This window comes from Aquabacterium sp., assembly GCF_014378415.1.
GTDB lineage: Bacteria > Pseudomonadota > Gammaproteobacteria > Burkholderiales > Burkholderiaceae_C > Aquabacterium.
The window spans coordinates 1-15,116 of sequence record NZ_JACMNS010000039.1 but is presented as its reverse complement, the minus strand read 5'-3'; the positions used below and the strand labels follow the sequence as shown (position 1 = coordinate 15,116).

Annotated in this window: 15 protein-coding genes; 7 read left to right on the top strand and 8 right to left on the bottom strand. The window is 60.5% G+C overall.

Features of this window, described 5'->3' with window-relative positions:
* Window positions 1–19: 19 nt before the first annotated feature.
* Window positions 20–1,027, bottom strand: coding sequence for a lytic transglycosylase domain-containing protein (locus tag H7225_RS04115; protein ID WP_290659518.1), 1,008 nt, complete (start codon window positions 1,025–1,027; stop codon window positions 20–22).
* A gap of 23 nt (window positions 1,028–1,050) precedes the next feature.
* Window positions 1,051–1,215: a hypothetical protein gene (locus tag H7225_RS04110; RefSeq protein WP_290659517.1), complete on the bottom strand. Its 165-nt coding sequence runs from the start codon at window positions 1,213–1,215 to the stop codon at window positions 1,051–1,053.
* A gap of 27 nt (window positions 1,216–1,242) precedes the next feature.
* Between H7225_RS04110 and H7225_RS04105 the strand changes: the two genes are divergently transcribed.
* Window positions 1,243–2,856: a UbiD family decarboxylase gene (locus H7225_RS04105; protein WP_290659516.1), complete on the top strand. Its 1,614-nt coding sequence runs from the start codon at window positions 1,243–1,245 to the stop codon at window positions 2,854–2,856.
* A 203-nt stretch (window positions 2,857–3,059) separates the two neighbouring features.
* Here the strand turns inward: H7225_RS04105 and H7225_RS04100 are convergent, their stop codons facing one another.
* Window positions 3,060–3,932 carry a YdcF family protein gene (locus H7225_RS04100; protein WP_290659515.1) on the bottom strand — a complete coding sequence of 291 codons (873 nt, stop codon included), beginning with the start codon at window positions 3,930–3,932 and terminating at the stop codon, window positions 3,060–3,062.
* Window positions 3,933–3,943: 11 nt separating this feature from the next.
* Window positions 3,944–5,116: an acyl-CoA dehydrogenase gene (locus H7225_RS04095; RefSeq protein WP_290659514.1), complete on the bottom strand. Its 1,173-nt coding sequence runs from the start codon at window positions 5,114–5,116 to the stop codon at window positions 3,944–3,946.
* 66 nt (window positions 5,117–5,182) lie between these two features.
* On the opposite strand from H7225_RS04095, the gene msrA reads away from it, so the two are divergent.
* The gene (gene msrA, locus H7225_RS04090) at window positions 5,183–5,746 is read left to right on the top strand and encodes a peptide-methionine (S)-S-oxide reductase MsrA (RefSeq protein WP_290659513.1); all 564 of its coding nucleotides are present in this window, start codon (window positions 5,183–5,185) and stop codon (window positions 5,744–5,746) included.
* 4 nt (window positions 5,747–5,750) lie between these two features.
* Here the strand turns inward: msrA and pdxH are convergent, their stop codons facing one another.
* Window positions 5,751–6,401, bottom strand: a complete 651-nt coding sequence (pdxH, locus tag H7225_RS04085) for a pyridoxamine 5'-phosphate oxidase (protein ID WP_290659512.1) — start codon at window positions 6,399–6,401, stop codon at window positions 5,751–5,753.
* A gap of 99 nt (window positions 6,402–6,500) precedes the next feature.
* Between pdxH and H7225_RS04080 the strand changes: the two genes are divergently transcribed.
* The 3 genes from H7225_RS04080 to H7225_RS04070 all read left to right on the top strand — a co-directional run bounded on the left by H7225_RS04080 (window position 6,501) and on the right by H7225_RS04070 (window position 9,082).
* Window positions 6,501–7,127: an NTP transferase domain-containing protein gene (locus tag H7225_RS04080; protein ID WP_290659511.1), complete on the top strand. Its 627-nt coding sequence runs from the start codon at window positions 6,501–6,503 to the stop codon at window positions 7,125–7,127.
* 227 nt (window positions 7,128–7,354) lie between these two features.
* Window positions 7,355–8,041: a hypothetical protein gene (locus H7225_RS04075; RefSeq protein ID WP_290659510.1), complete on the top strand. Its 687-nt coding sequence runs from the start codon at window positions 7,355–7,357 to the stop codon at window positions 8,039–8,041.
* A gap of 333 nt (window positions 8,042–8,374) precedes the next feature.
* Complete coding sequence (locus H7225_RS04070; protein ID WP_290659509.1) at window positions 8,375–9,082, top strand: hypothetical protein; 708 nt, start codon at window positions 8,375–8,377, stop codon at window positions 9,080–9,082.
* 120 nt (window positions 9,083–9,202) lie between these two features.
* On the opposite strand, the gene H7225_RS04065 is transcribed toward H7225_RS04070, so the two are convergent.
* From H7225_RS04065 to tyrS, 3 genes are all read right to left on the bottom strand, one after another.
* Entirely contained in the window at window positions 9,203–10,297 is a 1,095-nt protein-coding gene (locus H7225_RS04065; RefSeq protein ID WP_290659508.1) for an OmpW family outer membrane protein, read from the bottom strand.
* 173 nt (window positions 10,298–10,470) lie between these two features.
* Entirely contained in the window at window positions 10,471–11,295 is an 825-nt protein-coding gene (locus H7225_RS04060; protein ID WP_290659507.1) for a PEP-CTERM sorting domain-containing protein, read from the bottom strand.
* Window positions 11,296–11,549: 254 nt separating this feature from the next.
* Window positions 11,550–12,809 carry a tyrosine--tRNA ligase gene (tyrS, locus tag H7225_RS04055; protein ID WP_290659506.1) on the bottom strand — a complete coding sequence of 420 codons (1,260 nt, stop codon included), beginning with the start codon at window positions 12,807–12,809 and terminating at the stop codon, window positions 11,550–11,552.
* Between the two features lie 107 nt (window positions 12,810–12,916).
* Here tyrS and H7225_RS04050 point away from each other — a divergent pair, with 107 nt between their 5' ends.
* Together H7225_RS04050 and H7225_RS04045 are read left to right on the top strand one after the other, a co-directional pair.
* Complete coding sequence (locus tag H7225_RS04050) at window positions 12,917–14,347, top strand: M23 family metallopeptidase (RefSeq protein ID WP_290659505.1); 1,431 nt, start codon at window positions 12,917–12,919, stop codon at window positions 14,345–14,347.
* A gap of 6 nt (window positions 14,348–14,353) precedes the next feature.
* A partial coding sequence (locus tag H7225_RS04045) for an anhydro-N-acetylmuramic acid kinase (RefSeq protein WP_290659504.1) occupies window positions 14,354–15,116 on the top strand: 763 nt, incomplete at its 3' end.

Genomic DNA, 15,116 nt, shown 5'->3' with positions numbered 1-15,116 from the left:
TTGTATCGGACTGGGCACCTCAGTGCGCCAAAGCCACCTGTTCAGCCCGGCGAATGGGGGCCGTGTCACTGGCTGAAGGCGCGGTCGGCACGGCCGCAGGCGGGATCACCACCGCAGGCGCGACTGCACCAGTGCCCTGCAACGCCGCCGCTTCCGGATGGGCCGACCCCATGGCAGGCTGCAACATCTGGGGTGCGGACGTTTCAGCCTGCACCATGGTCTGCGCAGGCGTGGACACGTTCACGGGCACTTTCTGCCCGGCCGCCACCTGCCGCAAGAAAGCCTGCTCGGCCAGCACGCGGTAGGCGTAGCCCCCATCGTTGGCCAGGTTCGCGGCACCCACGTAGTACTTCAGGCCACCTTCCAGGCTCCCGGCCCGCTGGATGCACTCCTTGAGGACCTGCACGCCCACGCGCAAATTGGTCACCGGGTCAAAAGCGGCGTTCTGCCCACCAAAGATCTGGTACTTGTCATGGTGGATGCGCGTCATGACCTGCATCAGGCCCTGGGCACCCACATGGCTTTGCGCAAACGGGTTGAAGCTTGACTCGATGGCCATGATGGCCATGATCAGCGTGGGCTCTACGCCTGCGCGGCGGCCCACGTCCCAGGCCTCTTGCACCAGGCGGCTCACAGGCTCAGGGGCCACGCTGTAGCGGCGCGAGAGCCAATAGGCGACGGCGGCCTGCTGACGGGTCAGGTCAGCGGGATCAATCGCCGTGGCGCGCTGAATGGCTTCGGGCTCGGCCATGGCCAGCAGCACATTGTTGAGCTCAGGGTCCACCGCCACTTGCGTGCGGGCGGTGGCGCGGTCCACCAACCAGCTCAGCACCTGGCTTTCCAAGCCATGACGCACATCGTCACGGCCCGACAAAAACACCACCACGGCCACAGCGGCCAGGCCCAACAGGGCCAGTGCGTTGTGGCTCACCTGGCGCAAACCAGTCACCACATCCTGCACAAACAAACTCACGCCAGCGCGTGCGGACGAGACCAGCTCGCTCACGTCACGATTCATTGCTGTCATGACACTCCTTTCCTCACCCCCGGTCACTGAATGGCTTCAATGATGACGATGGCGATAATCACCCCCATGATGGGCACGCCCAGTGCTGGCCGTGCTGCGCCGCCAAGGCACAGGGAAAACCCGGATAAAAACACTCCGGGGTCGTTGCGACCGGATTCTAGGCAAGCCTGTAATAACCAGTCAAGCATAAAGAGTTCATCTCTTATACACAAAACATGAAATATCGAGACTTGCGGGACTTCGTGTCAGGCCTGGAAAGGCTTGGCGAACTGAAACGCGTGGCAACACCTGTGTCCGTGCGGCTGGAGATGACCGCCATCAGCGATCGCGTGTTGCGGGCCGGTGGGCCGGCGCTTTGGTTCGAGCAGCCCACCGGCCTGATACCCCCTCAAAAAGGGGGGGTGCCGCTTCCGAAAATCCCAGTTTTGACCAATTTGTTCGGCACGCCACGCCGCGTTGCGCTCGGCATGGGTGCCGACGACGTCAGCGAGTTGCGCGACATCGGCCGCATGCTGGCCAGCCTGAAAGAGCCCGAGCCGCCCAAGGGCCTGAAAGACGCCGGCAAGCTGTTCAGCATGGCCAAGGCCCTGTGGGACATGAAACCCTCGCGCGTGGGCAAAGCGCCCTGCCAGGAGCATGTTCTGGAAGGCAGCGATGTGGATCTGGGCAAGCTGCCCGTTCAGCTGTGCTGGCCCGATGACGCCGCCCCCTTGCTGACCTGGGGCCTGGTCGTCACCCGGGGCCCTCAGGGCGTGCCCAAGCCGCGCACGCGCCAGAACCTGGGCATCTACCGACAACAGTTGATCGGGCCCCGCCAGGTCATCATGCGCTGGCTGGCCCACCGAGGTGGCGCGCTCGATTTTCGCGAGTTCGCCCTGGCCAACCCCGGCCAGCCCTTCCCCATCGCCGTCGCCTTTGGCGCCGACCCCGCCACCATCCTGGGCGCGGTCACACCGGTGCCCGATTCCCTGAGCGAATACCAATTCGCCGGCCTGCTGCGCGGCAGCCGCACCGAAGTGGACAACACGCAAGTGGGCGAACACACACCCGAGGGCGACCATTGGCTGCAGGTTCCGGCCAGCGCCGAGTTCGTGCTCGAAGGCCACATACCCACCGCCCCCGCTGGCTTCAAAGGCAAGAGCGACCACGGCGTGCCCTTGATGGAACGCGGCGGCTACCTGCATGCCCTGGAAGGCCCTTTCGGCGACCACACCGGCTATTACAACGAGCAGGATTGGTTCCCCGTGTTTGAAGTGCGCCGCATGACGCACCGCCAGGACCCGGTTTACCACTCCACCTACACCGGCAAACCACCCGACGAGCCCGCCGTGCTGGGCGTGGCCCTCAATGAGGTCTTCGTGCCGATCCTGCAAAAGCAGTTTCCCGAGATCGTTGACTTTTATCTGCCGCCCGAAGGCTGCAGCTACCGCATGGCCATCATCAGCATGAAAAAGTCCTACCCGGGCCACGCCAAGCGGCTGATGTTCGGGGTGTGGAGCTACCTGCGCCAGTTCATGTACACCAAGTTCATCATCGTCGTGGACGACGACGTGGACACCCGCAACTGGCAGGAAGTGATCTGGGCCATCACCACCCGCATGGACCCGGTGCGCGACACCACCCTGGTTGAGCAAACGCCGATCGACTACCTGGATTTCGCCTCGCCCGTCAGCGGCCTGGGCGGCAAGATGGGCCTGGACGCCACCAACAAATGGCCCGGCGAAACCAGCCGCGAATGGGGCCGCACCATCACCATGCCCGAAGAGATCACACGCCGGGTTGATGGCCTGCTGCAGGACATCATGGGGACTAAATTCACACCCGGTTGATCCGATGGTAGCAAAAGGACTTGCGCCCAGCCACAGCTTGGACTACTCTGAATTTGCCTGTTCAACAGGCACCTTGAAAAGACGCAGTCACTGCGTCTGACGGAATGGGGCAAACAATCAACTTTGCCCTTTCCAAACGCGGCTTAGGCCGACCCAACCCCCGGCCTGGTCCGGGGGTTTCTATTGGTGGGTTTGCTTTTTAATTAACTGCCCGCCAGCATGCCCAGCAACTCGTGGCACAGCAGGCGCACATTGACCATGCCCCCGCCTGAAGGGATCCACTCCAGGATGGGGTTGGATTCATTGCCCCAGAACTTGCCCGGCGCAGGCGTGATCATGGGCGGCGGCTTGCCCGCGCGCGCCGCCCAACTGGCCGCAGCTTGCTCAAAGGCCCGCCTTGAACGCGGCATGTGGAAAGCATCCGTCACCAGCACGATCTCGGTCACGCCTTGATCGGCCAGCAAGGTCACGGCGCCCGCCGCATTGCCCCGCGTGTCGGCCGAATCCTTTTCAACCCAACGCAGCGGCAGCCCATAGGCCTGCTGGGCCACCCGCCCAGCCACTTCGGCTTCAGCAGGGCCCTCTTGCACGCCCTTTTGCCCCCAACCCACGCCGCCCGCCACCCCCAAAGGCCAGCCCGTCAAGCGGCTCAGCCACACGCCATAGCGCAGTCGTTCGGCAAAGAAATGGGTCAGGTCGGTCACGCCATATTCCTGCGACTTGGGCACCAAGCCAGCGCCCAGCACCATGATGCCCACCGTGGGCGATGGCGGTGTTTTGCCCTGGCGCTGCGCCAACGCCACCTGCTGCGCGTAGACCCGACCACTGGCGGCCAGCCGATCCTGGGCCTCGCCCAACAAGGCAGGCGGTGGCCGCAGCACATTGTTTTGCAGCCAGGTGGCCGTGCCGGAGCAACTGCCCATCCACAATCCGACCACCCCCAACAGCAGGATGAAAAACCCCAAGTTGCGCCGGGGCAGGATCAGTCGGGCGCCGATCAGCACCAACACCAGCCAAGGCACCGGTGGCAACAACAACGCGCCGATCAAAGGCTTCCAAGCCGCCAAATCCTGCATGAGGCGGGCCTTTAAAAGAAAGCTTGCAAGCCGGTCTGGGCACGGCCCAAGATCAGGGCGTGCACATCATGGGTGCCTTCATAGGTGTTCACGGTTTCCAGGTTCACCATGTGCCGCATGACGTGGTACTCATCGTGGATGCCATTGCCGCCATGCATGTCGCGGGCCATGCGCGCCACGTCCAGCGCCTTGCCGCAGTTGTTGCGCTTGATCAGGCTGATCATTTCTGGCGCAGCCTGGTGCTCGTCCAGCAAACGCCCCACGCGCAAGGCCGCGTGCAAGCCCAGCGTGATCTCGGTCTGCATGTCGGCCAGTTTTTTCTGCACCAGCTGGGTCTGCGCCAGCGGCCGGCCAAACTGAACCCGGTCCAGCGTGTACTGCCGCGCAGCGTGCCAGCAGAACTCGGCCGCTCCCATCGCCCCCCAGGCAATGCCGTACCGGGCCTTGTTCAGGCAGCCAAACGGCCCCTTCAGGCCCGACACATTGGGCAGAATGTGGTCATCGGACACCAGCACCTGGTCCAGCACGATCTCGCCGGTCACGCTGGCGCGCAAGCTGAGCTTGCCCTCGATGCGCGGCGTGCTGAAACCGGTCATGCCGCGCTCGACCACAAAGCCGCGAATGGTGTCGTCCAGCTTGGCCCACACCACCGCCAGGTCGGCAATCGGCGAATTGGTGATCCACATCTTGGCACCGTTGAGCACGTAGCCACCCGCCACCTTGGTGGCCCGGGTGACCATGCTGCCGGGGTCAGAGCCATGGTCGGGCTCGGTCAGGCCAAAACAGCCCACCCACTCGCCCGTGGCCAGCTTGGGCAGGTATTTTTGCCGCTGCGCCTCGCTGCCGTAGGCGTGAATGGGGTGCATCACCAAGGAGCTCTGCACGCTCATGGCGCTGCGGTAGCCGGAATCAACCCGCTCTACCTCGCGCGCAATCAGGCCATAGCTGACATGGTTGACGCCCGCGCAGCCGTAACCTTCAACGGTGGCCCCCAGAAAACCCAGGGCGCCCATCTCGTTCATCAGCTCACGGTCAAACCGCTCTTCGCGGTTGGCCAACAAGATGCGGGGCTGCAGCTTGTCCTGGCAATAGGCCTGGGCGGCATCGCGGATGGCGCGCTCTTCATCCGACAGCTGGGCATCCAGCAACAAGGGATCGGACCAGGAAAATGTGGCTTTGCTCATGGAGAAGGCTTTGTTTGGATAATCATTCGAGAATCAAACACCAGTCTACGCACAAGGACACCCCCCATGGAAGCGAATGCCCCCCAAAGCAACACCCTTGAAGAGGCCACATTCGGTGGCGGCTGCTTCTGGTGCATCGAAACCGTGTTCAACCAACTGAAAGGCGTGGTCAACGCCGAATCAGGCTACAGCAACGGCCAGCACCCCAACCCCAGCTACGACGACATCTGCACCGGCACCACCGGCCATGCCGAGGTCGTGCGGGTGAAGTTTGACCCGAGCCAAGTCAGCTACCACCAGCTGCTGGAGGTGTTTTTCACCATCCACGACCCGACCACGCTCAACCGCCAAGGCAACGACGAAGGCACGCAATACCGCTCCGGCCTCTACACCCACAACGACGACCAAGCCCACCAAGCCCGGGCCCTGATCGAGCAACTGGAAACCAGCCACGCCTTTGGCAAGCCCATCACCACCGAAGTGCACCCCTTGGCCAATTACCACCCGGCCGAGGCCTACCACCAACGCTATTTTGAGCAAAACCCACACGCTGGCTATTGCGCCTTCGTGGTGGCCCCCAAGGTGGCCAAGTTCCAGAAAACCTTTGCCGACCTGCTCAAAAAGGACTGATGAATCAGGGCGCCAAACGGCGCAACACCCACTGGCCGCTGGGATTCAATTCAAAAATCAGGCGATCGTGCAGGCGTGAAGTGCGCCCTTGCCAGAACTCCCACCGATCCGGCACCAGGCGATAGCCGCCCCAATGCTCAGGCCTGGGCGGGTCATCGCCGAGGCGAACCTGCTGATCGGCCCATGCCAACTCCAGCACCTCGCGAGACGGGATCACCTCACTTTGCGGCGAAGCCCAGGCGCCAATCCGCGAGCCCAGCGGCCTGGATCGGTAGTAAGCGTCCGACTCGGAATCGGCCACCTTCTCGACCCGCCCCTCAATGCGAACCACCCGCTCTAAAGGGCCCCAAAAAAACTGGACCGCGGCGAACGGATTCGCGGCCAGATCCCGCCCCTTGCGACTGGCGTAATTGGTGAACCACACCAAGCCGCGCTCATCGGCCCCTTTGAGTAACAAAACCCGGGTAGACGGCCGACCATCCGCCCCTGCCGTCGCCAGAGTCATCGCGTTGGGCTCGGTCAGCTTGGCCTGGACGGCCTCATCAAACCACAGGTGAAACTGCCTCATGGGATCGGCTTGCACATGCTCCTCGTCCAGGGCCGCCCGTTCATAGCTTTGGCGCATTTGCGCCAGATCGTGTGAGGTTTTTTCCATTCGTCAAGTATCAGCCCGTCTGGGGTATTTGCCTAAGTAAAGGTGCTCTGGTGCATTGCAGCAATTTGGCTCACACTTTGTTGCAGTCCTTGCTAAATCATGAACAAGCAGCCCACCCTCATCATCCTGGCAGAACCCACGCTCAGCAGCGCGGGTGGGGCCGATCCAGGCCCGGCGAATGGGCAATCCTTGGGGCTGTTTTCGGTGATGGACAGCACGGTTCGCAGGGGCCTGGCCAGCGGCCTGCCCATGGTCGTCGTGGCCCCGCCCGACATGGCCCGGCAGGCACGCATACTGCTCCCAGGCAATGATGTGATTGACCTGCCCGAGATGTCTCGGACACGATCACGGGCGGATCGACTGGCCCGCGCGGTCGCGGCCGGGGTCGAAGCCAGCGCCAATGCCCCTGGCTGGCTGCTGCTTCCCGCAGACATGCCCATGCTGCAAGTGGACACCTTGCGCGCGGTGGCCAATGCCGTTGCGCTGTACACGGTGGTCTTTCCTCAGTACCGGCACCGGCGAGGCCACCCCGTGGGCTTCTCCGCCGAACTGTTCTCCGAGCTCATCCGCCTGGACAGCGAGCGCGATCTGGCGCGCCTGACCGCCCGTTACCCCGCCATGGGCATCGACGTGGACGATCCCGGCGTCCTGATGGCACAAGATGCCCAAAGCGGACTGGCCCAATTGCGAGTGCAATTGCACAGCACCAACCTGGCGCGTCGCTGAACGCTTGCGCACCATCAGCGCTCAATGCGCTGGCCAATGAGTCGCAAAAGGCCCCAACTAGTGGAATCCCGGGGAACGATTGATGTTCGATGACCCATGGTTTCCCTAGTTTCCAGGACCTTGTCGCCCTAAAGCCCCCTAGTCGCGGGGGGGACCTCAAATCGGTGCTCAGGCAATATTCATTCACCAACTTCTTGCAGCCTGCAAGCACTTAAAAGGAGCTCCCAATGAACCTGCTTTCCATCCGTTCGATCTCTTTCGCTGCCGCCACTCTGGTCATGGCCGCTTCCGCCAATGCCTTGACCATCGACTGGACCAAGATGCAAGGCACGTCGATCTTGGCCTTCTCCCCCAACGCCATCAGCCTGTTCCAAGCCAACGGCGGCAAGCTGGCTGCCCTGGGCAACACCACGGCCGTCGGCACCGGCGGCTGGACATTCTCCCTGCCAATCACCAGCATCGAAATCAGCAGCTCCTTGAAGGTTGCTTCCGGTCAAGCCAGCGGCTCGGCCCTGGACATCGTGCGCAGGGTGTTTGACGACCAAGGCAATATCCTGACTTCGGGCATCGTGCTGGCCAACTTCACCCTGGATTACACCAACAAGAAGGTCCTGGCCGACTCGACTCCCCGTGGCGGCGCCACGCAAGCCCAATTGGCGGTGTTCACCTTCAACGCTGCCACGCCTTTGGCCTTGAAGTACAAGTTCCCCCTGACCGTGACTGGCCATGAAGTGCTGGACCAGCTGGTCTTGACCCCTGGCGCTGTGGACCTGTTCGCTTCGTCGTTGGGCCTGTCGGGCGACGCAGTTCTGAACCTGGTGCGCACCACCGACTTTGGCACGCTGACCCAAGACATCAGCACCAATGCTCGCAAGCCTGCTGTTTCCAAGACACCTTACGTTCCTGCTCCTTGAATTTCAACGGTGGATCTGATCGGGTAGCTCCACCCGATCAAACCAGCCGAAATTTCATGGCATAAAAAAGGCTCCCAGCTGGGAGCCTTTTTCTATTTGTGCAGCAAGGTGTGTGAACACCACACGTCGGTCGGTGCCAAAACATGAAAATAGTGAAATCCCGTAGTCTCCACCGGCATTTTAACTACTTGGTTTCCCCAGTTTTTCACACTATCCAAGGGGCCAGCAGCCCTCACCCCCTGTTTGCGGGGGGGGCTGCAAAATTGCTTTGATGCACCATTGAGACATCCAATCACTTGCACCAGCAAGCTTGTCATCCACCAAGGAGCAAAAATGAAACTGCTGACCATCCGTTCGATCTCTTTCGCTGCAGCCACTCTGGCCATGGCCGCCTCTGCCAACGCGCTGACCATTGACTGGAGTGGCCTGCAAGGCACCTCCACCATCGCCTTCTCCCAAAGCGCCATCAGCCTGTTCAAGGCCAACGGCGGCCGCGTGAATGCTCTGGGCAACACCACAGCCGTCCTGCCTGCTGGCTCCCCAGCCACCGCCGCCGCCTGGACCTTCGTTCTGCCCATCACCAGCATCACCATCACGCCAACGTTGAAAATTGGCTCCGGCCAAGCCAGCGGTTCGGCCTTGGACATCGTGCGCAAGGTGGCGGACGAGGATGGCAATGTCCTGACTTCGGGCATCGTGCTGGCCAACTTCATCCTGGATTACACCAACAAGAAGGTCCTGGCTGACTCAACCACCCATGGCGCGGCCACCCTGCCAAAGTTTGCCGTCTTTAATTTCAACGTTGCCACACCCCTGGCCCTGAAGTACAAGTTCCCGCTGAGCATCACCGGCCATGAAGTGCTGGACAAGTTGGCCCTGACCTCACCAGCCGTGGATTTGTTCGCCACCTCGCTGGGCCTGTCGGGCGACGCTGTGCTTGCACTGGTTGCCGGCACCGACTTCGGCACCCTGACGCAAGACATCGCGGTCATGGTTCGCAAGCCTGCAGCTTCCAAGACGCCTTACGTTCCTGCTCCTTGAGTTCAGGCCCTGACCCACGCAAGTGGGTTTGAGGTTTCCATGAAAAATGGCTGCTAATTCTTAGCAGCCATTTTTCATTTTGAATAAGATTATTTCTAACCCCACCCCAATTTCAATGCATCAGAAATTATAGCCGACAGTCATCATCAGCACGTAGGGGTCAATAGTTTGCTTCTGGGTACGGGTGAAGGTGCCCAAGTTGGCCCCACCGTTAACCCGATTGGCTGGATCTGAATTACGGTAGGCAATCATTCCTTCAAGCTGCGAATAAAGAAATCCTGACCTGCGCAGCCTCCTGATATTGTCGCCTAAAACACCAGGCCAGTACTCAAAAATTGGCGAACCGCCCGCTGCGACAGACCGGCCATTCAAAATGGTATCGTAAGTAGTGAGCGTACTTTCAACTTTGGCATTGAACTGCCCAAAACTGAAATTCAAATCCCATCGATCGTCAATGGCGTACTTACCACCAACCAACCAACCCAGACCCAGCGATCCTTTGCTACTCACCTTGGTACGGCCACCTGTCCACCGCACCAGCGATGATGTAGCCTCTTCATCAAATGGAACCAAATAGTTAGCGGTCAAAGAAACTGAAGGCCTGAATTTATCGGCTTTTTTACCAAAATAGTAATGCCCAAACACCAGAAAACCTAAAGCTTTGGCTGTGATGATTTTCCCGGCCTTCTCAAAAGAGCCTGCACCATACACATCCACGGAAAAAGGAAGCGCCATGACAGGCACTTCTACCGCCCAATGGTGGTCTTCATCCAAATACATGCCGAGGGTGCCTATCGCACCAGGCGCCGGGTCGGCAAATTTAGCCTTTACATTGTCAGGCAAGCCAAGAATATCCGTTTGGGTATCACTGGGAGTTCCAGGAATACCGAACAATGTTGTCTGCACCCCTGTACCGTAGATAGTATCGGAATCCGCCTCACTGCATAAAGGAAACAAGCGAGGATCGCCTGGATCGACTGGGCAATACCGCCCCCGCTGTCCGGCAGACAAAACCGCCCCCGAAACATCCTTCGCCGCTTCTGACTTGTTATTCATTTTCAAACCCAACAAACCAAACCGCGCAAAAATATTGTGCGACGGCTCAATCTTGAGCTCCTTGCCATACCGGTCGGTGGTGGTTTCAGCGCCGGCGTTGGCCATGGCACCCAATAAAATCAACCCAGCAACTGCACTCAAACGGAACGGCATTGTCATATTGTCTCCAGCGATGATAGGTTCTTAGGGGCCTTGCCCCAATTATCGTCAATCGACCCAACCCTGATGTAAAAAACCGCTCTGTACTACAGAGCGGTTTTAATCGGGAAAGCTTTTAAACTTTCCCAGCCAAGTACTTCAAAGTCTTGGCTTTAAAGCGCAAGCGCTTTAACTTAGGCAGCGCGGCGGCGGCGAGCCACAGCACCGATGCCGACCAGGCCCAGGCCCATCAACACGTAGGTTGATGGCTCAGGAATGGCAGCAGGAGCGGTGAAGGTGCCGCCAGCTTGCGTGCCGCCCCAGTTGGCCGTGCGCACCAGGATGGCGACAGGGTCAGTGGCTGCGGTCGACAGGTTCAACGCGGTCAGGATGTTGGTGGCCGTGGTGGCATTCATGCGCAGGGCGCCAGCCAAGCTACCGCTGGCGGTGCCGTTGGCCACGCCACCAGCAACGGACGTCACTTGGATGTTGCCACCCGTGCCACCGATGACGCCAGGAACGTCAGCCGTGAAGATGGCTTGCTTGCCGTAGTTGATCAGAGCACCAACATCAGTGCGCGAATACAGGTTCGCGAAAATCGTCGAGTTGCCCAGGTTAACGTCAAAGTTAGCCATGTAGATGTTGTACTGGCTGACCGAGCCATCATCGTTGAACACCGAGCGGCGGATGTTCACCAACGAGTTGGCGGCTTGCAGCGAAGTCAACGCGTCACCAGTGATGGTGGCGGTGTTGAATGTCAGGCTCACATTGCCGGTGGCCTTGGTGTACACAGCCTTGTTGGCCAAGCCAGCGCCTGGCAGGCCAGGAACGGTGGGGATGGTAGCCGCGGTGATGATGTTGGAGCCAGAAGCGCTCAGGGCCGACAGAGCGTCAGACGAGAAAGTCAGGCCGCCCGAGCCGGAGACCACGCTCCAGGTGCCAGCGTAAGGAGTGGCGCTAGCAACGCCGACAGCCACAAACGCGGCAGCAGCCACGATGCTCTTGAATGCAAATTTCATATTTATCTCCACACAAAAGCGGTCCCTTTTTTCCAAATCCAAAAATCTAGAGAGGCGTCCGCGTATTCCTCTTGTCGACTCACAGAGTTTACTGATCTGTCTGCATTGAGCATAAAGGTCTTTGGTCAGGCCAGACAACGGGGCAGGTCCGCATTGCCCACCTTTGACGGCCTGGGAAACCCCCGCCTGAGCCTGCCGCCCCCCTGATCAGGGGTGGGGTTGACCCTAGAGCCAGTGACAACCCTTGACCCGTTTCAGGCCAAAACCACCCGGGCGAACTTGCGCTTGCCCACCTGAACCACAAAAGTTCCCTCAGGGAGCCTCAAAGATTTGTCATTGACCACGCCGCCATCCACCCGCACCCCGCCTTGTTCAATCATGCGCATGGCCTCGCTGGCAGATGGCACCAAACCGGCCTGCTTGAGCAAGGCACCCATGCCCAAACCCGCACCATCGGCGGGCAGTGCCAAGTGGACTTCAGGGATGTCATCGGGCACCCCACCCTTCGATCGATTCACGAAATCAGCCAGCGCGGCCTCGGCGGCCTGGGCGCCATGGAAGCGGGTGACCACCTCCTGGCCCAGCAGCACCTTGGCATCCCTGGGGTTGCGCCCTGTGGCGCACTCGGACTTGAGCTGGGCAATGCTGGACAGCGGTGCAAAGCTCAGCAACTCGAAGTACGACCACATCAACTCATCAGAGATGCTCATGAGCTTGCCAAACATGCTGTTGGGCGCCTCGCTGATGCCCACGTAGTTGTTTTTGGATTTGGACATCTTCTCGACACCATCCAACCCCACCAGCAAGGGCATGGTCAAGATGCACTGGGGCTCTTGCTCATACTCGGATTGCAGGTGCCGCCCCATCAGGAGGTTGAACTTCTGGTCTGTGCCGCCCAGTTCCAGATCGGATTTGAGCGCCACCGAGTCATAACCCTGCATCAAGGGGTACAAAAACTCATGCACGCTGATCGGCGTGTTCGCCTTGAAGCGCTTGGTGAAATCGTCGCGCTCCATCATGCGCGCCACGGTGTAACGCGAGGCCAGCTGGATCATGCCTCGGGCGCCCATTGCGTCGCACCACTCGCTGTTCTGGCGGATTTCGGTGCGCTCCGGGTCCAGCACCAGGCTGGCCTGCTTGTAATAGGTCTCGGCATTGACCTTGATCTGCTCGGCGGTCAAAGGTGGGCGGGTGCTGTTGCGGCCAGAAGGATCGCCGATCAATGAAGTGAAATCGCCTATCAAGAAAATGACCGTGTGGCCGATATCCTGTAGTTGACGCAACTTGTTGAGCACCACGGTGTGGCCAAGGTGGATGTCTGGCGCGGTCGGGTCCATGCCCAACTTGATGCGCAGAGGCACTTTAGTGGCTTCCGAGCGAGCCAATTTTTTCACCCACTCGCCCTCGGGCAAGAGTTCATCGCAACCGCGGCGGGTGATGGCCAAAGCCTCACGGACCCGGTCGGTCACGGGATGAGAAAGCGATGCTTCAGGGGGTTTTTCAGGGTATGGCATATTTACCGATGGGTGAAAATCTTACGGCAAGTGACATGAGCGTGACGGCTATACTTACTTTTCAGGGATTTTAGGGGACAGCCCCTTAAGTAGCGGGAATTCGAGTTTTGGCTTCTAACAACGACCTGTTCAGCACGCTTAAGTCTTTGCGCAGTTCAACCCTTTTGGGCCTGCAAGCCACCCAGGATGCCATGCACCGGCATCCTCGCCGCGTGGCCGCTGCAGTGGTGGCGCTGTTGGCCGGCTCCACCATGACCGCGTTCGGTGTGGCCCCCCTGACCGCCGCTCAACTCAACACCCCACCCAGCATCTCGCAAATCAGCGAAGCCCTGCCCTTGCCAGATTTGGCCGGGCAAGTGGTGCAGCTGGATGAACAGGCGCTGTCGCTCTACCGCAGCGACGTCTCACGCTCGAGCGACACGATCGACACTTTGCTGAATCGCCTGGGCGTCAATGACCCGCAAGCCGCCGAGTTTCTGCGCACCGACCCCGTCGGGCAAACTTTGCTGTTGGGTCGCCACGGCAAAATGATCAAGGTGGTCACCCTTCATGGGCGATTGATGGAGTTGGTGGCCCGCAGCCCAGCCCGTCAATCGGAACTGCTCGACTCGCACTTCACGCGATTGACCGTCAACCGCGCTGATGACCAAGCCCCGCTGTCAGCCCACACAGAGCAAGCCCGGCTGCAGGCCAGCACGCAACTGGCCACCGGCACCATTTCGTCATCGCTGTACGCAGCAGCTGACGAGGCCAACGTGCCCGATTCGATCACCAACCAGGTCGCCGAGATCTTTGGCAGCGACATCGATTTTCGCCGTGAACTGCGCAAGGGCGACGCCTTCAGCGTGCTTTACGAAGCCCACACGGCGGATGGCGAGCCCATCACTTGGGGCGGATCAGCCGGCCGGGTTCTGGCGGCACGCTTCATCAACAAAGACAAAATCCACAACGCGATCTGGCACCAGGAAGCGGGCCACAAAGGCGCCTATTTCGACATGACCGGCGTGAGCAAGACGCGCTCTTTCCTGGCCTCTCCGCTGGCTTTTTCCCGCGTCACCTCTGGCTTCTCCATGCGCTTTCACCCCATCCTGCAGCGATGGAAAGCGCACCTGGGCGTGGACTACGGCGCGCCCAACGGCACGGCCGTGCGCTCGGTGGGTGATGGCCGGGTGAGCTTTGCCGGGCGACAAAATGGCTATGGCAACGTGATCCAGTTGCAGCACTCCGGTAACCGGATGACCGTTTACGCCCACCTGAGCCGCATCAACGTGCGCGTGGGGCAAACTGTAGACCAAGGCCAGTTGATTGGTGCTGTGGGCGCCACCGGCTGGGCCACCGGCCCTCACCTGCACTTCGAGTTCAAGGTCAATGGCCACCAAGTGGACCCCATCGCGATTGCCCGCGCCTCGGAAAGCACGCAGTTGTCGCCCCAAGCCCTGGCCCAATTCAAACAGATGGTCGTGAGCATTGCGCAACGACTGGACACGGCCCAGCAGCAAAGCCTGGCAGGCGCCCATTCAACAGCCCGCTTCGAATAAAGCTTGATGAAACCGGCCCACGGAGAGCTCTACATTGGCTTGATGTCGGGTACTTCGCTGGATGGCATCGACGGCGTGCTGATGGACTTGGGCTCACCGCCCCCATGGCGCTCGTTGGCCCATGCGCATCAAGCCTTTGACCCCGCCCTCAAACGCAGCCTGCTGGCGCTCAACACACCCGGCTCGAACGAGTTGCACCAGGCCGGATTGGCGGCGCAAGACTTGGTCAAAAGCTGCGCACAAGTGGTGGCGGAGGTTTGCGCCCGCGCCGGGGTGACGCCAGCTCAGATCCGCGCCATTGGCGCCCACGGCCAGACCGTTCGCCATCGGCCGGAACTGGGCTACACGGTCCAACTCAACGCACCAGCTTTGCTGGCGGAACTGACGGGCGTTGACGTGGTGGCCGATTTTCGCAGCCGCGACGTGGCTGCCGGCGGGCAAGGCGCTCCGCTGGTGCCGGCCTTCCACCAAGCCTTGTTTGAAGTCCCACAAGAAACCGTGGTGGTGATGAACGTGGGCGGCATGGCCAACCTCAGCATCTTGCGGGCACCTCACCCGCCACTTGGTTTTGACTGCGGGCCCGGCAACGCCTTGATGGACGCCTGGTGCGAGCAACACACTGGCCGCACCTATGACGAAGATGGCGCCTGGGGTGCCCAAGGGCAGGTGAATGCAGCCGCACTTGAGGCGGCCTTGTCAGACCCCTTTTTCGGCATGCCGCCGCCCAAGAGCACAGGACGAGATTTGTTCAACCCAAGCTGGCTGCAGC